Raw genomic sequence first — 20,072 nt, forward strand, 5'->3', positions numbered from 1 at the left:
TCAAACTTATTAACAGTTTGGGTTTTTTTATAACCGCTATTTTTCTCTCATCTCATAAAAGACGGTCTTTTTTTACACATTCCTTCCGAATCGTATAGAGATTCTTCGTCTCGTTTGATAAATTGTAGTAAAATAAAAAAGATAAATACATAAAAACCATAGATAATGGAAGTTAGAAGCAGGGAAGAGGATGTTATGTTAAAAAAAATGCTAAAATCTTATGATTACTCACTGATATTCGCAATCGTTTTATTATGCGGATTCGGTTTAGTGATGGTATACAGCTCAAGCATGATTACAGCTGTCTCCCGGTATGGAGTAAGCAGTAATTTTTTCTTCATGCGGCAGCTGTTTGCTTTAATTGCGGGTGGCGCTCTATTTATTCTCATGGCGTTGTTTCCTTACAAGGCACTGGCCCATCAAAAGTTTCAGAAGGGGATACTGCTTGTATCTGTTCTTGCGCTTATCTCACTGTTTGTTTTCGGGCATGTTGCCGGAAACGCGCAGAGCTGGTTTAAAATCGGCGGAATGAGTATTCAGCCTGGGGAGTTTGTGAAACTGGTCGTGATTTTATACCTTGCAGCCGTATATGCAAAAAAACAAAGTTATATCGACCATCTGTTAACGGGAGTAGCCCCTCCGGTAGTCATGACGCTTATAATTTGCGGGTTAATTGCCATGCAGCCAGATTTCGGTACAGCCATGATTATAGGGTTAATTGCGACGTGCATGATCTTGTGCTCCGGATTCAGCGGAAAGACGCTGGTGAGGCTGCTTTTGCTCGGCGGAATTGTTTTCATTTTAGTCAGCCCGATTCTCTATTTAAATCAGGATCAAATTTTAACTAAAGGCCGTTTGGCGCGTTTTGAGAGTCTTGAAGACCCATTTAAGTATGCAAATTCATCAGGTTTGCAAGTGATCAATTCTTATTATGCGATCAGCTCAGGCGGCATTTTCGGCCTGGGGCTTGGTGAAAGTATCCAAAAATACGGATATCTGCCTGAATCACACACTGACTTTATTATGGCTGTCATTGCTGAAGAGCTCGGCATTTTTGGGGTATTGTTTGTGATTTTCTTATTGGGTTTTGTCGTCATAAAAGGTTTTTATATTGCCAGAAAATGTGAGGACCCGTTTGGAAGTCTTCTGGCGATCGGCATTTCAAGCATGATTGCCATCCAGTCGTTTATTAACCTTGGCGGTGTCAGCGGATTAATTCCGATTACAGGGGTTACGCTGCCATTTATCAGTTACGGGGGCTCTTCTTTGGTGCTGCTGCTGGGGAGTATGGGGATATTAGCGAATATCAGCATGTTTGTGAAATATTCAGAGAATAAGAAAAAGAAAGAGCCCTTGGCGCCGAAGGGAATGAAAAAGAAACAGCTCAAAAAAACTGTTTATCTGTAAAAAACAAGTGTGTACAGGGGAAGGATATTCCGCTATGATAGATTATATTCCATTCGGGTAAGGGGGAGAAAAGTTTGTCTCAGCAATCGATACAAAAAGTATTAGTAGCAAACAGGGGAGAAATTGCAATCCGAATATTCCGGGCGTGTACCGAGTTGAATATTCGAACAGTTGCGGTCTATTCAAAAGAAGATTCCGGTTCCTACCATCGGTACAAAGCGGATGAAGCATACTTGGTCGGTGAAGGGAAAAAACCGATTGATGCTTACCTGGATATTGAAGGTATCATTGATATTGCGAAAAGAAACAAAGTCGATGCAATTCATCCGGGATACGGTTTCTTATCTGAAAATATTCATTTTGCGAGACGATGTGAAGAAGAAGGCATCGTATTCATTGGTCCAAAATCCGAGCATCTCGATATGTTTGGTGACAAGGTAAAAGCGCGTGAGCAGGCAGAAAAAGCGGGAATCCCCGTGATTCCGGGAAGCGACGGTCCTGCCGAAACGCTTGAAGCCGTCGAACAATTTGGACAAGCTAACGGTTATCCGATCATCATTAAAGCCTCGCTTGGCGGCGGCGGCCGCGGTATGCGGATTGTCAGATCTGAAAGTGAAGTTAAAGAAGCATATGAGCGTGCTAAATCAGAGGCGAAAGCAGCCTTTGGCAATGATGAAGTTTATGTAGAAAAATTAATTGAGAATCCGAAACATATTGAGGTTCAGGTCATTGGAGACAAGCAGGGAAATGTCGTCCATCTTTTTGAGAGGGATTGCTCCGTTCAAAGACGCCATCAAAAAGTCATTGAAGTGGCGCCGAGTGTCTCGCTGTCACCTGAATTAAGGGACCAAATTTGTGAGGCGGCAGTTGCGCTTGCCAAAAATGTAAACTATATAAATGCGGGGACGGTCGAATTCCTTGTTGCAAACAACGAGTTCTACTTTATTGAAGTAAACCCTCGCGTACAAGTTGAACACACGATAACAGAAATGATTACTGGTGTCGATATTGTTCAAACTCAGATCCTTGTTGCCCAAGGGCACAGCCTTCACAGCAAAAAAGTAAATATTCCTGAGCAAAAGGACATTTTTACAATCGGCTATGCCATTCAGTCACGGGTTACGACTGAGGATCCGCAAAATGATTTCATGCCTGATACAGGAAAAATCATGGCTTACCGCTCAGGCGGCGGTTTTGGTGTCCGTCTTGATACCGGAAACAGCTTCCAGGGCGCCGTGATCACACCTTACTATGATTCACTTCTCGTTAAGCTTTCAACTTGGGCTTTAACGTTTGAACAGGCAGCTGCCAAAATGGTGCGAAACCTTCAGGAGTTTAGAATCAGAGGCATAAAAACGAACATTCCATTCCTTGAGAACGTTGCAAAACATGAGAAGTTCCTGACAGGGCAATATGATACATCTTTCATTGATACAACGCCTGAATTATTTAATTTCCCTAAACAAAAAGACCGCGGAACGAAAATGCTCACTTACATCGGCAATGTGACAGTAAACGGTTTCCCCGGAATCGGGAAAAAAGAAAAACCGGCGTTTGACAAACCGTTAAGCGTAAAAGTAGACGTTGATCAGCAGCCTGCCAAAGGAACAAAGCAAATTCTCGATGAAAAAGGCGCAGAAGGGCTTGCAAATTGGGTTAAGGAGCAGAAATCTGTCCTTTTAACTGATACGACATTCAGGGATGCCCACCAATCGTTATTGGCAACTAGAATCAGATCGCATGATTTGAAAAAAATCGCAAATCCGACGGCTGCGTTATGGCCTGAACTATTCAGTATGGAAATGTGGGGAGGCGCGACCTTCGATGTAGCCTACCGATTCCTGAAAGAAGATCCGTGGAAGCGTTTGGAAGATCTTCGCAAAGAAGTGCCGAATACCTTATTCCAGATGCTGCTACGCTCATCAAATGCGGTCGGCTATACGAATTATCCGGACAATGTGATTAAAGAATTTGTGAAGCAATCAGCTCAATCCGGTATTGATGTGTTTCGTATTTTCGACAGCTTAAACTGGGTAAAAGGGATGACGTTAGCCATTGATGCTGTTAGGGATACCGGCAAAGTGGCAGAAGCTGCGATTTGTTATACGGGAGATATCCTTGACAAGAACCGGACGAAGTACGACCTTGCATATTATACATCGATGGCGAAGGAGCTTGAGGCGGCCGGAGCCCATATTCTCGGGATTAAAGATATGGCAGGGCTGTTAAAACCGCAGGCTGCATATGAGCTCGTTTCTGCGTTGAAAGAAACGATCGACATTCCGGTTCACCTTCATACGCATGATACGAGCGGAAACGGTATTTATATGTATGCGAAAGCTGTTGAAGCCGGCGTTGATATCATAGACGTGGCGGTCAGCTCAATGGCGGGATTAACGTCACAGCCTAGCGCGAGCGGATTTTATCATGCGATGGAAGGCAACGACCGCCGTCCGGAAATGAATGTCCAAGGCGTTGAATTGCTGTCCCAATATTGGGAGTCGGTGCGTAAATATTATAGTGAATTTGAAAGCGGAATGAAGTCTCCGCATACTGAAATTTATGAACACGAAATGCCAGGGGGCCAATACAGCAACCTGCAGCAGCAAGCCAAGGGAGTAGGCCTTGGCGACCGCTGGAACGAAGTCAAGGAAATGTACAGACGCGTGAACGATATGTTCGGTGACATCGTCAAGGTAACGCCTTCCTCAAAAGTAGTCGGAGATATGGCACTCTACATGGTGCAAAACAATCTGACTGAAAAAGACGTTTACGAAAAAGGTGAATCTTTAGATTTCCCTGATTCTGTCGTGGAGCTTTTTAAAGGAAATATCGGCCAGCCTCATGGTGGATTCCCAGAAAAACTGCAAAAGCTGATCTTAAAAGGGCAGGAGCCGATTACAGTCAGACCGGGCGAACTGCTTGAGCCGGTGTCATTTGAAGCGATCAAACAGGAATTTAAAGAGCAGCATAACTTGGAAATTTCAGATCAGGATGCTGTGGCATATGCCCTTTATCCTAAAGTCTTCACTGATTATGTGAAAACGACAGAAAGCTATGGAGACATCTCGGTATTAGATACACCGACATTCTTCTACGGTATGACATTAGGTGAAGAGATAGAAGTTGAAATTGAGCGCGGCAAAACGCTGATCGTTAAGCTGATTTCAATCGGTGAGCCTCAGCCTGATGCCACCCGCGTCGTTTATTTCGAACTCAACGGGCAGCCGCGTGAAGTAGTCATTAAAGATGAAAGCATTAAGTCTTCCGTTCAGGAAAGGCTGAAAGCAGACCGGACAAATCCAAGCCACATCGCAGCTTCCATGCCTGGAACAGTTATTAAGGTATTGGCTGAAGCAGGCACAAAAGTCAATAAAGGTGATCATTTGATGATTAATGAAGCGATGAAAATGGAAACAACGGTTCAGGCGCCTTTCTCAGGAACAATCAAGCAGGTTCATGTGAAAAATGGTGAGCCGATCCAAACGGGAGATCTGCTCCTTGAAATTGAAAAAGCATAAAAAACAAAGAGTGTATATCATTTGATATACACTCTTGTTTTTTATATAGAAAATGTGGAGTGAAACAGATGGTTAGAAGAGATATAAGGGGACTTCAGAGATTATAGAGTACTGTCACAAGCCCAAAATAAAAAGAGGCTTATATACCACCAATTTTTTAGATGCTTTGTAGTAGTCCATGCATATTTCTTTAAGCACTATCTGATTTTCCAATGGCCAAAAGGCTTTAATACTTATGTTCGCGGACTATAGATGCATATGAAATTTCTATAATCACGATGAGAAAGGGGACAGGCCGAAGTGAGCCGCTCACTGATCATCAAGTTCAGCGAAGGCTGGCCATTGAAACAATAAAGCGCCAAAACAAGACATGAAAAAAGACCAAAGCCGCCTAAGGCTTTGGTCTTGAGTCCTTATGATTGCCTGGATTCGTAACGGAAACGAGCAATCAATAATAAGAAGTAGCATAGAACGCCAAACAGACAGGCAATAAAGAACGAGTGGGCAAGTGCAAAGCCCAGAGCCAGTTCAGAGTATACGATCATAATCCCGGACAGTGCCTGTAATGTAATGAAAATAAGACATGAGATCCATCCCCAAAAGATCTGTTTTTGATCTTTATAGGAGATAATAGCATGAACAGCGGCAACAATAATCCATACAAATAACAGTAAGGCTGCTGCTCTGTGGCCCATTTGCACCCATTCATGGAATTGGGTCGGAAGTCCATTGTTCAGCGGGCTGCACAGCGGCACATCAGGACATGCCAGACTTGATTCAGTGTGTCTTACATATGCGCCTGTATACACAACGATATAGGAATATATTAAAATTCCTATCATGTGAAATTGCATCTTTTTGCCGATTTGAAGCGGCTTAACCAGTGTTCTGACTGATTTATCAGCTTCAAATATGAGCAATGTCAAAATAAGCACTGAAGCAAAAGAAATTAATGAGATGCCGAAGTGAAGCGCCATAATCAGCGCGTTCGAACCGAATACGACAGCCAATGCGCCAAGCAATGCCTGAAGAAATAAAAAGATAATTGACATGATCGCGAGAAACGTTGTTTCACGGAAAATCGGCGTGATTTTTCTCCATGACCAAAACGCAAGGCTTAGCACAAGGACAATAGAGATTCCGCTTGCGAATCGGTGGCTCCATTCAATAATTGAAGCCGGATTCAGTTCAGGGAAAAAACGGCCGTGACACAGCGGCCACTGTCTGCCGCATCCTTGGCCGGAACCTGTTTTTGTAACGAGGGCACCCCCGATTAAAACAATTAGCATGACAAATGTCGTCAGAACACCGAGAGCTTTTAATGCTTTATTCATACAATATTCACCTTCTCAACATACTGCTGCAATTTTATATACGTTCCAAGTGTAAGCGAATATGTGTTTTGTGGCAATTCCCAGAGCCTTTTGTTCACAAAAATATAATAGAATGACGGCTTCTGGAAAATGTACACTTGATTATTCATGCCGGGTCTGATAGAAATAAGGTAAACGTAATGCCGATTTGGAGATTGCCTTCATCTTTGGTAAAATTCATAAAAAGTTCACAAATAAATTCCTGTTTGTCGTTTAATATTTAATAGGATGTTTTTTTACAAGATGTTATCTTGTATGATAGAGTTGCAGGTTATTTTATTCTCCTGCGTTAGGTTTGTAAGGGAGGTTTACGTTATGGCTAACTCCAGAATCTTAAATGATACAGCTATAGACGGACAAATTGAAGAAACAACGGCATGGAAAGATTTTCTGTCCCTTATTAAAATAGGGATCGTCAATTCTAACCTCATCACGACTTTCACTGGAATGTGGCTTGCACTGCATATTTCCGGTTTAAGTTTTTTAGGCAATATAAACACCGTTCTTCTTACGTTAATCGGGTCTTCACTGATTATTGCGGGCTCCTGTGCGATCAATAACTGGTATGACCGGGACATTGACCATCTTATGGAGCGTACGAAAGTAAGACCGACGGTTACGGGTAAAATTCAGCCGAGTCAGGCGTTATGGTCTGGAATTTTGCTGGTTGCTTTAGGATTGATCATGCTGCTGATGACAACTGTCATGGCTGCTGTTATCGGTTTTATCGGAGTCTTTACGTATGTTGTATTGTACACAATGTGGACGAAACGCCGCTATACGATTAACACAGTAGTAGGAAGCGTTTCCGGTGCAGTGCCGCCGCTTATTGGATGGACGGCAGTGGAAGGGAATATCGGTGTCGTAGCATGGGTGTTATTCATGATTTTATTTATTTGGCAGATTCCTCACTTCTTAGCATTGGCTATCAAGAAAACTGAGGATTACAGAGCTGCAAATATTCCGATGCTTCCTGTCGTATATGGTTTTGAAGTGACAAAAAGACAAATTATTGTGTGGGTTGCGTGCCTGATGCCGCTTCCGTTTTTCCTTGGTAGCCTGGGTCTTCCGATTGTCATTCTCGGCTTGCTGTTAAATATCGGCTGGCTGATTCTTGGCTTAATGGGATTCCGCTCCAAGAATATCATGAAGTGGGCAACGCAGATGTTCGTTTACTCGCTCAACTACATGACAATCTATTTCGTTGCCATGGTTGTCTTGACGCTTTTCTAAAAAATAGATATGATGCTTGTTTTATCGCTTCAAAATAAACGATGACAACTAGTAAATGCCGCCTTGACCTCTTGTTTAATCAGGCGGCTTTACTTTTATACATAGATGGCATTTTGAGTAAAAAAACTCATAATTTAAGAGAAGAGGAAATGTAAGTGCTTTATTGGTGATAGGTTGGATGGCGATAGATTTCGATCCGCTTTCCGCCTTTGTATTGACCAGAAAAGGGGTTGGGTGAAATGGTAAAGCATTGGCGTCTTATTTTATTATTAGCCTTAGTGCCGCTTCTATTAAGCGGATGTGGAAAACCTTTTTTATCCACGCTCAAGCCTGCTGGCGAGGTGGCTGATAAACAGTATGACCTGACAGTGCTCAGCACATTGATTATGGTGGTTGTTGTTGCAGTAGTATCTGTTATCTTCTTTTATGTGATTGTGAGATTCAGAAGATCACGGGTCGGTGAGAACACGATACCGAAACAGGTAGAGGGGAATAAATTTTTAGAAATCACATGGACCGTGATCCCGATTTTGCTGCTCATTATTCTTGTGATTCCTGTTGTATTATATACGCTGGAGCTAGCGGACACATCACCAATGGATAAGAAAGGCCGCAAAGCTGAGGATGCTCTTGTAGTCAATGTTAGGGCAAATTTATACTGGTGGGAGTTTGAGTACCCTGATTACGGCATTATCACAAGCCAGGAGCTGATTGTACCGACAGATCAGCGTGTATATTTTAATTTAAAAGCCTCTGATGTAAAACATTCCTTCTGGATTCCTTCAGTTGGAGGAAAACTTGATACGAATACGGATAATGAAAATAAGTTCTTCCTGACATTTGATTCAAAACGAAGCAAAGAGGCAGGAGATATGTTTTTTGGGAAGTGTGCAGAGCTTTGCGGCCCTTCACATGCCCTGATGGATTTTAAGGTGAAGACAATGTCTGCAAAGGAATTTCAGGGCTGGACAAAAGAAATGAAAAACTATAAATCTACAGCAGAGAGCGATTTGGCTAAGCAGGGTGAAGAACTGTTTAAAGAGAAAAACTGCCTGAGCTGCCATGCGGTAGAGCCGAATGATAAGCGTGCAGAAGCCGCTAGAACGGCACCCAACCTGGCGACCTTCGGTGAAAGGACAAAAGTGGCAGGGGTGAAAGAGGCCAACAAAGAAAATGTGAAGGCTTGGCTGAAGGACCCTGACAGCATAAAGCCGGGGAACAAAATGACAGGCACATATCCAAAGCTCTCAGACAGCGAAACAGATGCGCTTTATGAATACTTAAAAGGCTTAAAAGCGGAAAGCAAGTAGGGAAGAAAGGGAGATATTGGGGGAGGTCACATATGTTGAATGCGCTTACAGAAAAGCGGACGCGCGGATCTATGCTTTGGGATTATTTGACGACGGTGGACCATAAAAAAATCGCGATTCTTTATTTAGTGGCAGGGGGATTCTTCTTTCTTGTCGGGGGAATTGAAGCGATGTTTATCAGAATTCAGCTTGCAAAGCCGGAAAATGCGTTTCTCAGTGCTCAAGCGTACAATGAAGTAATGACTATGCACGGAACGACGATGATCTTTCTGGCTGCGATGCCGCTCTTATTTGCCTTGATGAATGCGGTTGTGCCTTTGCAGATCGGGGCTCGGGACGTTTCGTTTCCATTTTTAAACGCGCTTGGTTTTTGGCTCTTCTTTTTCGGGGGCATTTTCTTAAATCTAAGCTGGTTTTTGGGCGGAGCGCCAGATGCGGGCTGGACGTCATATGCCTCACTTTCGCTTCATTCTAAAGGGCACGGCATAGACTTTTTCGTCCTCGGACTCCAAATATCGGGGCTCGGGACGCTGATAGCCGGGATTAACTTTTTGGCTACGATTATCAACATGAGGGCTCCGGGCATGACGTATATGAGGCTGCCTTTGTTTACATGGACGACATTTGTGGCCTCGGCATTGATTTTGTTCGCATTTCCGCCGCTTACGGTTGGATTGGCTCTCATGATGCTGGATCGGCTGTTCGGAACCAATTTCTTTAATCCGGAGCTTGGCGGAAATACGGTCATTTGGGAACATTTATTTTGGATCTTCGGCCACCCGGAGGTTTATATCCTAATTTTGCCTGCATTCGGTATTTTTTCTGAGGTCATCCCTGTGTTCGCCAGAAAGCGTTTGTTTGGCTATTCTTCAATGGTTTTTGCAATCGTGCTCATCGGCTTTCTGGGCTTTATGGTTTGGGTGCACCACATGTTCACGACTGGTCTCGGCCCGATTGCAAATGCGATTTTTGCGGTTGCAACAATGGCTATCGCGATTCCGACCGGGATTAAGATTTTTAACTGGCTGTTGACGATTTGGGGAGGAAATGTGAAGTATACAACCGCTATGCTGTATGCTGTCTCATTTATCCCATCCTTTGTGCTCGGCGGTGTGACGGGAGTCATGCTGGCAGCAGCAGCTGCTGATTATCAGTTCCATGATACGTATTTTGTGGTTGCGCACTTCCACTACGTCATTATTGGCGGTGTTGTATTCGGCCTTTTAGCCGGTGTTCATTTCTGGTGGCCGAAAATGTTCGGTAAAATTCTGCATGAAACGATGGGGAAAATTTCATTTGTATTGTTTTTTATCGGCTTTCACCTCACGTTTTTCATTCAGCATTTTGTCGGCTTAATGGGGATGCCGCGCCGGGTTTATACGTTTTTGCCAGGACAGGGTCTGGAAACCGGCAACTTGATCAGTACAATCGGGGCGTTTTTTATGGCGGCAGCTGTTATTCTTCTGCTGGTCAATGTCATATGGACATCGGTAAAAGGTGAATATGTAGGTGCTGATCCATGGCATGACGGACGTACGCTGGAATGGACCGTTTCTTCACCGCCGCCGGAGTATAACTTTAAACAGCTTCCTTTTGTCAGAGGACTTGATCCGTTTTGGATTGAGAAGCAGGCAGGGCACAAATCAATGACGCCGGCGGAACCGGTTGATGATATTCATATGCCAAACGGCTCGATCCTGCCGCTCGTCATTTCCTTCGGCCTTTTTGTCGCAGCGTTCGGGCTGCTGTACAGAAGTGATTACGCTTGGGGCCTGCCGGTGATCTTTATCGGGCTCGGCATCACATTTATTACGATGCTGCTTCGTTCAGTAATTGATGATCACGGCTATCATATTCATAAAGAGGAACTGCCGAACGATGATAAAGGGGTGAAGGCATAATGCAAGTTCAAGAAAAATTCACCGCAGAAACCTTTCCAGCTTCTCCTGAAAAAGTAACACTGGAAGGGAAAAATAAATTTTTAGGCTTTTGGCTTTTTCTTGGCGGAGAGACTGTTCTGTTTGCGTCTCTCTTCGCCACGTTTCTTGCGCTCCGGAATTCAAATGCCGGTGATCCGCCTACGACGGAAATGTTCGATGTGACACTTGTATTCATTGCCACAATGCTTCTATTAACGAGCAGTTTAACGAGTGTGTACGCGATGTACCACATGAAGAACTTTTCCTTCGGCAAGATGCAGCTTTGGCTGGGAATTACGATTTTATTGGGGGCGGGCTTTTTAGGACTGGAAATCTATGAGTTCAAGCATTACACCCATGAATTTGGCTTTACCATCACAAGCTCTGCCCTTGGTTCTGCGTTTTACACGCTTGTCGGTACACACGGCGCCCACGTGGCATTTGGGCTTATGTGGATCAGCACGCTTATGATCCGCAATGCCAAGAGAGGGCTGAATCTGTATACGGCGCCTAAGTTTTACGTTGCCAGCCTTTATTGGCACTTTATTGATGTCGTGTGGGTCTTCATCTTTACCGTTGTATATTTAATGGGGATGGTGGGATAAACATGGTCGATAAAAAAAGCAGAGGGCATATCAATAGCGACCTTGAATTTAAGAAAAAAAAGCATGCCCGAGAGATGAAATATCAAGTCCTGTCTTTTGGTTTAATGATCGGTCTTACGATTGTTGCATTTCTGACTGTGGCCACGGACGGTGTCGGCAGCTGGTTTACGATTCCTTTCATTATTTTGCTAGCTGCAATTCAAGTCATTTTTCAGCTGTATTATTTCATGCATATGAATCAGAAAGGGCATGAGGCGCCGGCACTGTTTTTGTATTCAGGGGTGTTTGTCGCGTTTATCACTGTGCTTGCGTTTGTGACAATTATATGGTGGTAATTTGAACAGCCGCCGGAGGTGAAGAAATGAATCAGTTGGAGATATTTGGGTTTCGCGCGATGTGGAGCCCTTATCTTTTTTGTATCCTGTTAGGCATTACGGCGCTTTATCTCTATTTTTACAGGCGAATGTCTTCAAAGCCAAATCGAATAACTGGTAAAGAGATGGTATGCTTTCTGTCGGCGATGCTGTTTTTATATGCAGCCGAGGGAAGCCCGGTTGATCTGCTCGGACATATTATGTTCAGCGCACATATGGTGCAGATGGCCGTCCTGTATTTGGTTGTCCCGCCGCTGTTAATCGCGGGAATTCCTGCATGGCTCTGGGAAAAAATCATTTTCAGGCCTTCAATCAAACCGTTTTTTTCCTTTTTTACGACGCCTTTAATTGCTTTGCTTTTGTTTAACGGCATTTTTTCTTTATATCATGTACCGCTTATATTTGATACTGTCAAAACGGATCCGTTTTACCATACATTAATCACTTGGCTTATCTTTGTGCTTGCGTTCTTCATGTGGTGGCCGCTTGTTCATAAGGTTGAGCGTCTACGGCAGCTCAGCGGCTTGATGAAGCTGGGTTATATTATGGCGGACGGTATGCTGCTCACACCTGCTTGCGCCTTGATCATGTTCAGCGGTGCACCGTTATACGCCACCTATACAGATCCGGCTTTATGGGCTGAGGCAATGAGGCTTTGCGTGCCAGCGGATATGATGGGGCAGGTCCCATTAACAGGGCCAGAGATGTTGAATACACTGCCTTTGTTAGAGGATCAGCAGCTCGGAGCAGTCATGATGAAAATCATTCAGGAAATTGTGTACGGTACTTTTTTGGCCATTATTTTTTTCCAATGGGTGAAGAAAGAAAGGGAAAAGGACGGGCAGGAGGAGCCGCCGTATATTCAGCAGACGATATCATAAAAGGTACAGCGAAATATGCTGTACCTTTTCGTTACATTTGAACTGTTTTTAACATGTTGGCTATGTCCTGAATCAGTGCCTTGCTTTTTGTCACAACCTGTACGGGAAACTCTTCCGTTTCTCCATATTCTACTCCATGAGGGTAGTAATGCTTTCCTAGGAGAGGGGACATTAATTGAATCACGGCGCGCCCGCTTCCGACATCGCCTTCTGCCGCAATACCTTGTATCCGCAGGTAAAACGTACCCTCAATCGTCGAAAACTTCTTGTCATAGGTGACTCTCTCGTAATCCCATTGACCCGCTCTGATAAGACCTTTGCTTTCCATTAAGTCGTCTAGCCAGCTGAGCTCAGCCTTAACCCCTTCAAGTCCGCTTTCAGTAAACTTCAACACTGACCCCTCCTTATAAAAATTACCTTTCCTGACAATCATAGTATGAAAGCGTTAAACTTTCAATGAATCTTCTTCTTTTGAAAGTATGCAAAAATTAAATTTTGACGACAATAGCACTAGACTAAAGGAGGTTAAACGGATGACAAAAATAAAAGATCTGATGACAGCCGACTTGCAATATTGCACGGTATTAGATAATGTATATGAAGCTGCAGTAAAGATGAAGGACGCAAATGTAGGAGCGATTCCGGTAGTTGATGAGGACGGGGAAACATTGGTCGGCATCGTAACCGACCGCGATCTCGTATTAAGAGGAATCGCCATCAAAAAACCGAACTCGCAAAAAATCACTGACGCGATGACTGAAAAACCTGTCAGTGTGGAGGAAGATGCTTCAGTCGATGAGGTTCTTCATTTGATGGCATCGCATCAGCTCAGAAGAATACCAGTTACAAAAAATAAAAAACTGACTGGAATTGTCACGCTTGGTGATCTTTCTTTATCTGAGCAAACGAATGAACGTGCCGGCAGCGCCTTATCGGATATTTCCGAAGGCGATAATAGAGAAGAAGGCTTTTTTCATTAACACATAAATCTTTGACATGTTAAATAGGCTGTATTGTAATGGGATGTAAACAAGAGATTGTGAATCGCCACGGGGGTGATAGATTGAAAAATATATTGAGAGCAATGGTTATCCTCTTGATTATTTGCGGAACTTATGTTCTGTTTATTCAATATGGATCTGTTCCTGAAAAGAAATCAAATGACAGCGAGCCTCAGGTGTCAAATGAGGAAGCACAAAGCGGCAAACGAATACATATGCCGACCTCAGGATTATTGTCCTTCATGGGCAAGTCCGCCGATGAAGTAACGAAAAAGCTTGGGGAACCTGAACGCATTGACCCTTCAGCTTATGATTACGATTGGTGGGTATACAATCAAGGTAAGGACCAATATATCCAGATCGGGGTATTAAACAATAAAGTGGTCACATTATTCGCTGCTGGGAATGATATTAACGCCAAGCCTTTCAAAATTGGAGAATCAACTGGCGAAGTATTCAAGACCACCCAGGTGGCACCATTTGTGAATGTAGAGTATAAAGGAAATTCCTATCGGTTTGAATTTTCTGAAGAAGATATCAATACAAGACCGACTGTAAAGGTAGGAAAGATGTATGTCCAGCTGTATATGGACAAATTTGAGGGGAAGCTATCCAGCATCAGGGCGTTTGATGCGCAAACCTTTGTAAAGCAAAGACCTTATGAGGTAGTGTACCGCGGGGAATTAATTAAACCGAAAGCCGTTTCAGATGAGAAATGGAAAAAGATCCAAACAACGAGCGAAAAGCAAATCCTTGATTTGACGAATGTTATACGCTTTAAACATGGACTTGCGAAGCTTGAGTGGGATCAGCCAACGGCGGAGGTGGCATTTGGACATAGTGAGGATATGAAGGAAAATAATTATTTCTCCCATGTCTCTAAAAAATACGGCTCGCTGAAAGACCGCTTAGAAGAAGGGCATGTTGACTTTCAGCAAGCGGGGGAAAATATCGCATACAATTATGTGGACGGTCCGGCTGCTGTAGAAGGCTGGCTGAATAGCGAAGGCCATCGAAAAGCGCTTCTGAATTCAGATTATACGCATCTTGGTGTCGGAGTAGACCGGAAATATTACACCCAAAATTTTATTAAGCGATGGTAATGAAAGCCGCGGACGAATGGTCCCGGCTTTTTCTATTTCCATACAAACTGGTCTGAATGAATGTGCTGATAGCTTACAGATAAGGCCGTTTCCAATTCCTTCAGTCAGGCTTTTTCACCAGTGTATAGGGATATCGGTAAAAATTCATTTGGGAATGAATATAGGCGAACACAATGCCCGACAAAACGATACATTGTAGTAGGTAACGATTTTCGGAGGGGGTGAGGATTGTGGCGAATCAACATGCCAATCATTCAATCAATGACTTTAAACAATTCGTCAAAAAGCATCCCAAGCTGATAAAAGAAGTGCGCAAAGAACAAAGAAGCTGGCAGGACGTATATGAAAATTGGGTCCTCTTCGGGGAGAGCGACCCGATTTGGGATCCGTATCGGGAACCGGAAGCAGCTGCTGAAGCTGTGCCTGAAACACCGCAAAAAAATGATTTTGTCTCGAAAATGGTGACAGCGGTGAAAAAGATGGATGTCAATCAAATGAACGAACAAATCAATAAAATGAGCCAGTCGATCTCATCGTTGCAAAGCCTTCTTAATACATTTTCCGGAAGCGGACAGAAGCATTCTCAGCCAGGTTCTGGACAGCATCCTTTTTCTTTTCGAAAGGATTAAAAAAGGGGAGCTCATATGCGCAAAGAGGTTCAGGAATATATTTTAGCAAACGAAGAACGGAAACGATTCATCAGAGAACAGCCGATATGGTACCGCAGGCTTTCAAGAAAACCGGATGATCTGTCCTCCTTTCAGCTTGAAATGATGAATTTTTATGAAAAAACCATTCCGCATCGGGTGAATCAGTTTACGAACGGGATTCAAATGGCGCAAATGATGATGCAAATGTTTCAAGCGATGCGGACAAAAGATTAAAAGACCCTGAAAAAGGGTCTTTTTTCATGCGGTCATAAGGTTTTGTTGGCGGCTGCGGTTAAGCATTTTCCAATTGGCTGGTTTCATGGTAAACTAACAACTGGAGGTGCATGTTATGTATGCGACGATGGAATCCGTGCGGCTTCAAAGTGAAGCTCAGCAGCTTGCCGAGATGATTCTGCAGTCGGAGACGGCTGAGAACTACCGCAATTGTTACAAGCGTCTCCAGGAAGATGAAGAGGCAGGTCGGATTATTCGTTCTTTTATCAAAATAAAAGAGCAGTATGAGGATGTACAGCGTTTTGGCAAATATCATCCTGACTATAGAGAAATATCCCGGAAAATGAGGGAGATCAAACGTGAGCTGGACCTGAACGACAAGGTGGCTGACTTCAAGAGAGCTGAAAATGAGCTCCAGTCCATTCTTGATGAGGTCAGCGTTGAGATTGGGACAGCTGTTTCGGAGCATGTGAAAGTTCCGACTGGGAACCCTTATTTTGACGGTTTGTCTTCATGCGGAGGCGGTTGCGGTTCAGGCGGAAGCTGCGGATGTAAAGTGTCCTGACGAGACTGGCCGTCTCGTCTTTTACATATAAGAGAAAACAGGCAGGTGATTGTATTGGAGAATAGGCGCCAGGGCATGGTTGTGTATCTGCACTCCCTAAAGCAGAGCAAAATGCTGAGGAAGTTCGGGAATGTGCACTATGTATCAAAACGATTAAAATATGTCGTACTGTACTGTGATATGGACCAAATTGAAAAAACAATGGACAAGATTGCGTCTTACTCATTTGTGAAAAAAGTGGAGCCTTCTTATAAACCGTTTTTAAAATTGGAATTCGAGTCAAAGCTTGATAAGGCAAAAGAATACGATTATAAAATCGGCATATAGCTATAAAAAAATCCCCGCAGGCATCTGCGGGGTCCTTCTATTCCTTAATATGTTAAGGAGAAGGCAAAGGGAGAGGAGAAACCGGAGGAAGAACTTATGGGGAAACGTAAGTCTTCTCCGCGGTTGGCAACAACATCCTCTAGATGCTGTTGCTTATAGTATGGACAAGGATCATGCTGCCTATACACCTGTTTATCAAGATTAGCGTTCATTGTTTGGAAGAATGCTTTATGTTAAGATAGGATTGATTTTTTTTCTATGTACATAGCGGCGTCCGGCCGAATAAAGATACAAAATAGCTTTTAGAAAAAGTGGTGTGGAACATGAGAGTAATTTCTGGATCAAAAAAAGGCCGTTCACTAAAGGCTGTACCCGGAACATCAACAAGACCGACAACCGACAAAGTGAAGGAATCCATTTTCAATATGATCGGCCCTTATTTTGACGGGGGCAGGGGACTTGACTTATTCGCAGGGAGCGGAGGTCTTGGAATCGAAGCGCTTTCACGCGGGTTTGAGCATTGTATATTCGTTGACCGTGATTTTAAAGCGATTCAAACGGTAAAATCTAATTTGAAAACGCTGGAGCTTACAAAACATGCACAGGTATACCGCAATGATGCGGAACGTGCTTTGCACGCTGCTGCTAAAAGAGAAAGCGGCTTTCGCGGAATTTTTCTCGATCCGCCGTATAAGGAACAAAAGCTGAAAGCACTTTTAACGCTGATTGACGAATATCAAATGCTGGAAGAAGACGGCTTTATCGTCGCTGAGCATGACAGAGAGGTCGAGCTTCCCGAAACCGTAGGAGAACTTGTGATGACAAGAAAAGAAACTTATGGGTTAACAGGTGTGGCGATTTATAAAAAGAGGGGGTAGTGAGGTGGCGAGTATAGCTGTCTGTCCCGGCAGTTTTGATCCTGTGACCTACGGGCATCTGGACATCATCAAACGCGGGGCGCATATTTTTGAACAAGTGTATGTATGTGTGCTGAATAATTCTTCAAAAAAGCCTTTGTTCAGTGTGGAAGAACGGTGTGAGCTTCTGAGAGAAGTCACAAAAGACATTCCGAACATAACAGTTGAAACATCGCAAGGCCTGTTAATTGATTATGCAAAAAGAAAAAATGCGAAAGCGATTTTAAGAGGCTTGAGAGCTGTATCTGATTTTGAATACGAGATGCAGGGGACATCAGTAAACCGGGTGCTTGATGAATCTATTGAGACGTTTTTTATGATGACAAACAATCAATATTCGTTTCTAAGTTCAAGCATCGTAAAAGAAGTGGCAAGATACAACGGCTCGGTATCAGAGTTTGTACCGCCGGAAGTAGAGTTGGCGCTTCAGCAAAAATTCAGACAAGGATGAGGGTTTTGACTCATCCTTTTTTTGTTCCGTTTGTCAGTCTGTAAGAAAAAATGATAATGTACGTAAACAGCGCGCATAGTGTGACAGCAGGTCCGATCTGCACAAGCAGATTCCAGCCGTTTATAAAGGCAGTTGGCATGTCACTGCTGTTAAGAGATTTAAATACATACTGATACGGATCATGCCATGCCGTGTAAAGAGGTTTCCATAAAAGCATGACGAAGACAGCGGCATAAACGCCCTGCAGCAAACGTGCGATAAAGAATGGTTTAAATCTAATGTCGGTTTCCGATAAAATACCTGCCACCTGAGCTTGTACGGAAAAGCCGCTAAACCCGAGAATAAAGCTGACGATAATGGCTTTTTGCAGAAGAGAAACATCTGTCTCGCTGACAAGCTTGCTGCCTAATGTAATTTCAAACATCCCTGATAAAAGCGGAATGTCCAATTGAGTCGGAAGCTGAAACAAAGTCAGTGCTCCTTTTGTGAAAACAGACAAAACATCAGTCAGCTGGACCACTGACAACAGTCGATTGAAGACAGAAAATAAAATAATAAAGCCGCCTACCATAAGAAGCGTTTGAACAGAAGACGTAACGGCGTCGCCTAAAATTTTACCCAAGGGCCGTTTTTCTGCAAGTCTGGCGGTATGAAGAGCGTGTAAAGCATCTTTGACTGAAGGGAAAGGTATCGTTTTCTTTCTTCTGAGTTGCTGCTCTTCCTTGCGGCCATAGGAACGCATTGTTAAACCGACGGCAAGATTCCCCAAATAGTGTGCAGAAGCTAATAAAATGCCTAGTGACGCGTTTTGAAAGAAACCGACGGCAACAGCGCCGAAAATAAAGAGCGGGTTTGAAGAATTGGTAAACGACGCGAGCCGTTCTGCCTCTACTCTTGAAATCTGATTTTCCTGCCGCAGACGGGCAGTGAGTTTTGCTCCCGCTGGGTTTCCTGATGCCATTCCCATAGCAAGAACGAAGCCGCCGACACCCGGCACGCGAAAGATCGGCCGCATAAAAGGCTCAAGCAAAACACCGACAAACCGCACAATGCCAAAGCCGATTAAGAGTTCGGACAGAATAAAAAATGGCAGCAATGACGGAAACACAACCTCCCACCACATAGACAGCCCGGTTTTAGAGGCTTCGAATGAGGCCTGTGGATGTGAGATGACAGTCGCTGTTAAAAAAAGAAAAAACGAGGCAATCAAAAGTGTATTAATCTTCGACAAGTTCATTCTTACCTCCCCGATGCTAAAAATGCCCAATGACATGTATATCATGATAAAATAATGTATGATGTAAAACGGCCAAGCAGTACCTGTCCTCTTGATTCTTTGTACTAATATACGAGCATAGGGGTTCAGTTTAGACCATAGAATTCGGTATACAGGGAATTCAGGCAGGAGGTTAACGCTTTGGCCAAACCTAAAATCGGGTTAGCGTTAGGATCGGGAGGGGCCAGAGGGCTCGCTCATCTCGGTGTGCTTTCCAGTTTACATAAGCACCAAATTGAAGTGGATATGATTGCAGGAAGCAGCATGGGCGCTTTGGTGGGCAGTTTTTATGCCGCCGGACATGACGTGGCAACGATGAAAAAAGTAGCCAAAGCCTTTAAACGAAGGCTTTATGCTGATTATACGGTGCCGAAGCTCGGTTTTTTAAAAGGTGACCGCGTCAGACAGCTTGTGCATGCTTATACATTCGGAAAACCGATTGAAGAGCTCCAAATCCCGCTGGGCATTGTTGCGTGTGATTTACAGACGGGAGAAAAGGTTGTGTTCCGAAAAGGATCAGTGTCAGATGCAGTGAGGGCCAGCATCAGCATCCCGGGTATCTTTATTCCGCAGCGGCTGGACGGACGCCTTCTTGTAGACGGCGCGGTCGTCGATCGAATTCCGGTTTCTGTTGTGAAAGACATGGGAGCTGATATTATCATCGCTTCGGATGTTTCCAGGGTTCGAAAAACTGAAACAGCAGTGCATATTTTTGATGTGATTATGCAAAGTATGGATATACTGCAAAATGAATTAGTGCGGCATCAAACAATTGCCGCAGATATCATGATTCGCCCTTCCCTTGAAACATACAGCTCAAGCTCGTTTGCCAATATTGAAGAAATGATATCGGCAGGCGAAGAGGCGACAAACCGAATGATCAGCAAGATAAGAAAAGAAATAGAGAATTGGGAGGGCTCATAAT

20 protein-coding genes are annotated in these 20,072 nt (G+C 43.8%); 17 read left to right on the top strand and 3 right to left on the bottom strand.

The genetic code is table 11. From position 1 onward, the window contains the following. The first annotated feature begins 195 nt into the window (after positions 1–195). Positions 196–1,407: a cell division protein FtsW gene (gene ftsW / locus KXZ66_RS07980; protein ID WP_021479353.1), complete on the top strand. Its 1,212-nt coding sequence runs from the start codon at positions 196–198 to the stop codon at positions 1,405–1,407. A gap of 74 nt (positions 1,408–1,481) precedes the next feature. Beyond that, complete coding sequence (gene pyc / locus KXZ66_RS07985; protein WP_032725637.1) at positions 1,482–4,928, top strand: pyruvate carboxylase; 3,447 nt, start codon at positions 1,482–1,484, stop codon at positions 4,926–4,928. 413 nt (positions 4,929–5,341) lie between these two features. On the opposite strand, the gene ctaA is transcribed toward pyc, so the two are convergent. Then, on the bottom strand, positions 5,342–6,262 hold the full coding sequence (gene ctaA / locus KXZ66_RS07990; protein WP_021479351.1) for a heme A synthase CtaA: 921 nt from the start codon (positions 6,260–6,262) through the stop codon (positions 5,342–5,344). A 354-nt stretch (positions 6,263–6,616) separates the two neighbouring features. Between ctaA and cyoE the strand changes: the two genes are divergently transcribed. The 6 genes from cyoE (at position 6,617) to ctaG (ending at position 12,623) form a co-directional block, all read left to right on the top strand. After that, positions 6,617–7,534 (top strand): heme o synthase, encoded by a 918-nt coding sequence (gene cyoE / locus KXZ66_RS07995; protein WP_003232250.1) that lies wholly within the window; start codon positions 6,617–6,619, stop codon positions 7,532–7,534. Between the two features lie 239 nt (positions 7,535–7,773). Beyond that, entirely contained in the window at positions 7,774–8,844 is a 1,071-nt protein-coding gene (gene coxB / locus KXZ66_RS08000) for a cytochrome c oxidase subunit II (protein ID WP_014663859.1), read from the top strand. Between the two features lie 32 nt (positions 8,845–8,876). Continuing rightward, positions 8,877–10,745, top strand: a complete 1,869-nt coding sequence (gene ctaD, locus KXZ66_RS08005) for a cytochrome c oxidase subunit I (RefSeq protein ID WP_032725638.1) — start codon at positions 8,877–8,879, stop codon at positions 10,743–10,745. After that, complete coding sequence (ctaE, locus tag KXZ66_RS08010; protein ID WP_003232244.1) at positions 10,745–11,368, top strand: cytochrome c oxidase subunit III; 624 nt, start codon at positions 10,745–10,747, stop codon at positions 11,366–11,368. Before ctaD ends, ctaE begins: the two co-directional genes overlap by 1 nt. 2 nt (positions 11,369–11,370) lie before the next feature. Next, on the top strand, positions 11,371–11,703 hold the full coding sequence (gene ctaF, locus KXZ66_RS08015) for a cytochrome c oxidase subunit IVB (protein ID WP_003232242.1): 333 nt from the start codon (positions 11,371–11,373) through the stop codon (positions 11,701–11,703). Positions 11,704–11,729: 26 nt separating this feature from the next. Then, positions 11,730–12,623, top strand: a complete 894-nt coding sequence (gene ctaG, locus KXZ66_RS08020; protein WP_015715837.1) for a cytochrome c oxidase assembly factor CtaG — start codon at positions 11,730–11,732, stop codon at positions 12,621–12,623. A 31-nt stretch (positions 12,624–12,654) separates the two neighbouring features. Here ctaG and KXZ66_RS08025 read toward each other — a convergent pair whose 3' ends face one another. Next, positions 12,655–13,017, bottom strand: coding sequence for a YugN family protein (locus KXZ66_RS08025; RefSeq protein ID WP_003232238.1), 363 nt, complete (start codon positions 13,015–13,017; stop codon positions 12,655–12,657). 139 nt (positions 13,018–13,156) lie between these two features. Here KXZ66_RS08025 and KXZ66_RS08030 point away from each other — a divergent pair, with 139 nt between their 5' ends. The 8 genes from KXZ66_RS08030 to coaD all read left to right on the top strand — a co-directional run bounded on the left by KXZ66_RS08030 (position 13,157) and on the right by coaD (position 17,871). After that, on the top strand, positions 13,157–13,603 hold the full coding sequence (locus tag KXZ66_RS08030; protein WP_003221362.1) for a CBS domain-containing protein: 447 nt from the start codon (positions 13,157–13,159) through the stop codon (positions 13,601–13,603). 83 nt (positions 13,604–13,686) lie between these two features. Next, positions 13,687–14,727, top strand: coding sequence for a CAP domain-containing protein (locus KXZ66_RS08035; protein ID WP_032725641.1), 1,041 nt, complete (start codon positions 13,687–13,689; stop codon positions 14,725–14,727). Positions 14,728–14,957: 230 nt separating this feature from the next. Continuing rightward, positions 14,958–15,356 carry a YlbD family protein gene (locus tag KXZ66_RS08040; protein ID WP_032725642.1) on the top strand — a complete coding sequence of 133 codons (399 nt, stop codon included), beginning with the start codon at positions 14,958–14,960 and terminating at the stop codon, positions 15,354–15,356. Between the two features lie 15 nt (positions 15,357–15,371). Continuing rightward, a complete protein-coding gene (locus KXZ66_RS08045; protein WP_003232231.1) occupies positions 15,372–15,611 on the top strand; it encodes a YlbE-like family protein in 240 nt (79 codons plus the stop codon). Between the two features lie 115 nt (positions 15,612–15,726). Further along, positions 15,727–16,176 carry a regulatory iron-sulfur-containing complex subunit RicF gene (gene ricF, locus KXZ66_RS08050; RefSeq protein ID WP_003221370.1) on the top strand — a complete coding sequence of 150 codons (450 nt, stop codon included), beginning with the start codon at positions 15,727–15,729 and terminating at the stop codon, positions 16,174–16,176. 54 nt (positions 16,177–16,230) lie between these two features. Then, positions 16,231–16,503, top strand: coding sequence for a YlbG family protein (locus KXZ66_RS08055; RefSeq protein ID WP_009967171.1), 273 nt, complete (start codon positions 16,231–16,233; stop codon positions 16,501–16,503). Positions 16,504–16,826: 323 nt separating this feature from the next. Then, on the top strand, positions 16,827–17,381 hold the full coding sequence (gene rsmD / locus KXZ66_RS08060) for a 16S rRNA (guanine(966)-N(2))-methyltransferase RsmD (protein ID WP_021479346.1): 555 nt from the start codon (positions 16,827–16,829) through the stop codon (positions 17,379–17,381). 4 nt (positions 17,382–17,385) lie between these two features. Continuing rightward, positions 17,386–17,871: a pantetheine-phosphate adenylyltransferase gene (gene coaD / locus KXZ66_RS08065; protein ID WP_003245283.1), complete on the top strand. Its 486-nt coding sequence runs from the start codon at positions 17,386–17,388 to the stop codon at positions 17,869–17,871. Between the two features lie 10 nt (positions 17,872–17,881). Here the strand turns inward: coaD and spoVV are convergent, their stop codons facing one another. Then, positions 17,882–19,108: a dipicolinic acid transporter SpoVV gene (gene spoVV / locus KXZ66_RS08070; protein ID WP_014479716.1), complete on the bottom strand. Its 1,227-nt coding sequence runs from the start codon at positions 19,106–19,108 to the stop codon at positions 17,882–17,884. Positions 19,109–19,288: 180 nt separating this feature from the next. Here spoVV and KXZ66_RS08075 point away from each other — a divergent pair, with 180 nt between their 5' ends. After that, positions 19,289–20,071: a patatin family protein gene (locus KXZ66_RS08075; RefSeq protein ID WP_021479345.1), complete on the top strand. Its 783-nt coding sequence runs from the start codon at positions 19,289–19,291 to the stop codon at positions 20,069–20,071. The last annotated feature ends 1 nt before the right edge of the window (position 20,072 follow it).

The sequence above is a fragment of the Bacillus sp. LJBS17 genome (assembly GCF_019334685.1).
Classification (GTDB): Bacteria; Bacillota; Bacilli; order Bacillales; family Bacillaceae; genus Bacillus; species Bacillus subtilis.

Bases quoted from the DNA above. Each gene is read 5' to 3' on its own strand.
- ftsW (WP_021479353.1), top strand. From the start codon at position 196: ATGTTAAAAAAAATGCTAAAATCTTATGATTACTCACTGATATTCGCA.
- ctaA (WP_021479351.1), bottom strand. From the start codon at position 6,262: ATGAATAAAGCATTAAAAGCTCTCGGTGTTCTGACGACATTTGTCATG.
- cyoE (WP_003232250.1), top strand. From the start codon at position 6,617: ATGGCTAACTCCAGAATCTTAAATGATACAGCTATAGACGGACAAATT.
- coxB (WP_014663859.1), top strand. From the start codon at position 7,774: ATGGTAAAGCATTGGCGTCTTATTTTATTATTAGCCTTAGTGCCGCTT.
- ctaD (WP_032725638.1), top strand. From the start codon at position 8,877: ATGTTGAATGCGCTTACAGAAAAGCGGACGCGCGGATCTATGCTTTGG.
- ctaE (WP_003232244.1), top strand. From the start codon at position 10,745: ATGCAAGTTCAAGAAAAATTCACCGCAGAAACCTTTCCAGCTTCTCCT.
- ctaF (WP_003232242.1), top strand. From the start codon at position 11,371: ATGGTCGATAAAAAAAGCAGAGGGCATATCAATAGCGACCTTGAATTT.
- ctaG (WP_015715837.1), top strand. From the start codon at position 11,730: ATGAATCAGTTGGAGATATTTGGGTTTCGCGCGATGTGGAGCCCTTAT.
- KXZ66_RS08030 (WP_003221362.1), top strand. From the start codon at position 13,157: ATGACAAAAATAAAAGATCTGATGACAGCCGACTTGCAATATTGCACG.
- KXZ66_RS08045 (WP_003232231.1), top strand. From the start codon at position 15,372: ATGCGCAAAGAGGTTCAGGAATATATTTTAGCAAACGAAGAACGGAAA.
- ricF (WP_003221370.1), top strand. From the start codon at position 15,727: ATGTATGCGACGATGGAATCCGTGCGGCTTCAAAGTGAAGCTCAGCAG.
- rsmD (WP_021479346.1), top strand. From the start codon at position 16,827: ATGAGAGTAATTTCTGGATCAAAAAAAGGCCGTTCACTAAAGGCTGTA.
- spoVV (WP_014479716.1), bottom strand. From the start codon at position 19,108: ATGAACTTGTCGAAGATTAATACACTTTTGATTGCCTCGTTTTTTCTT.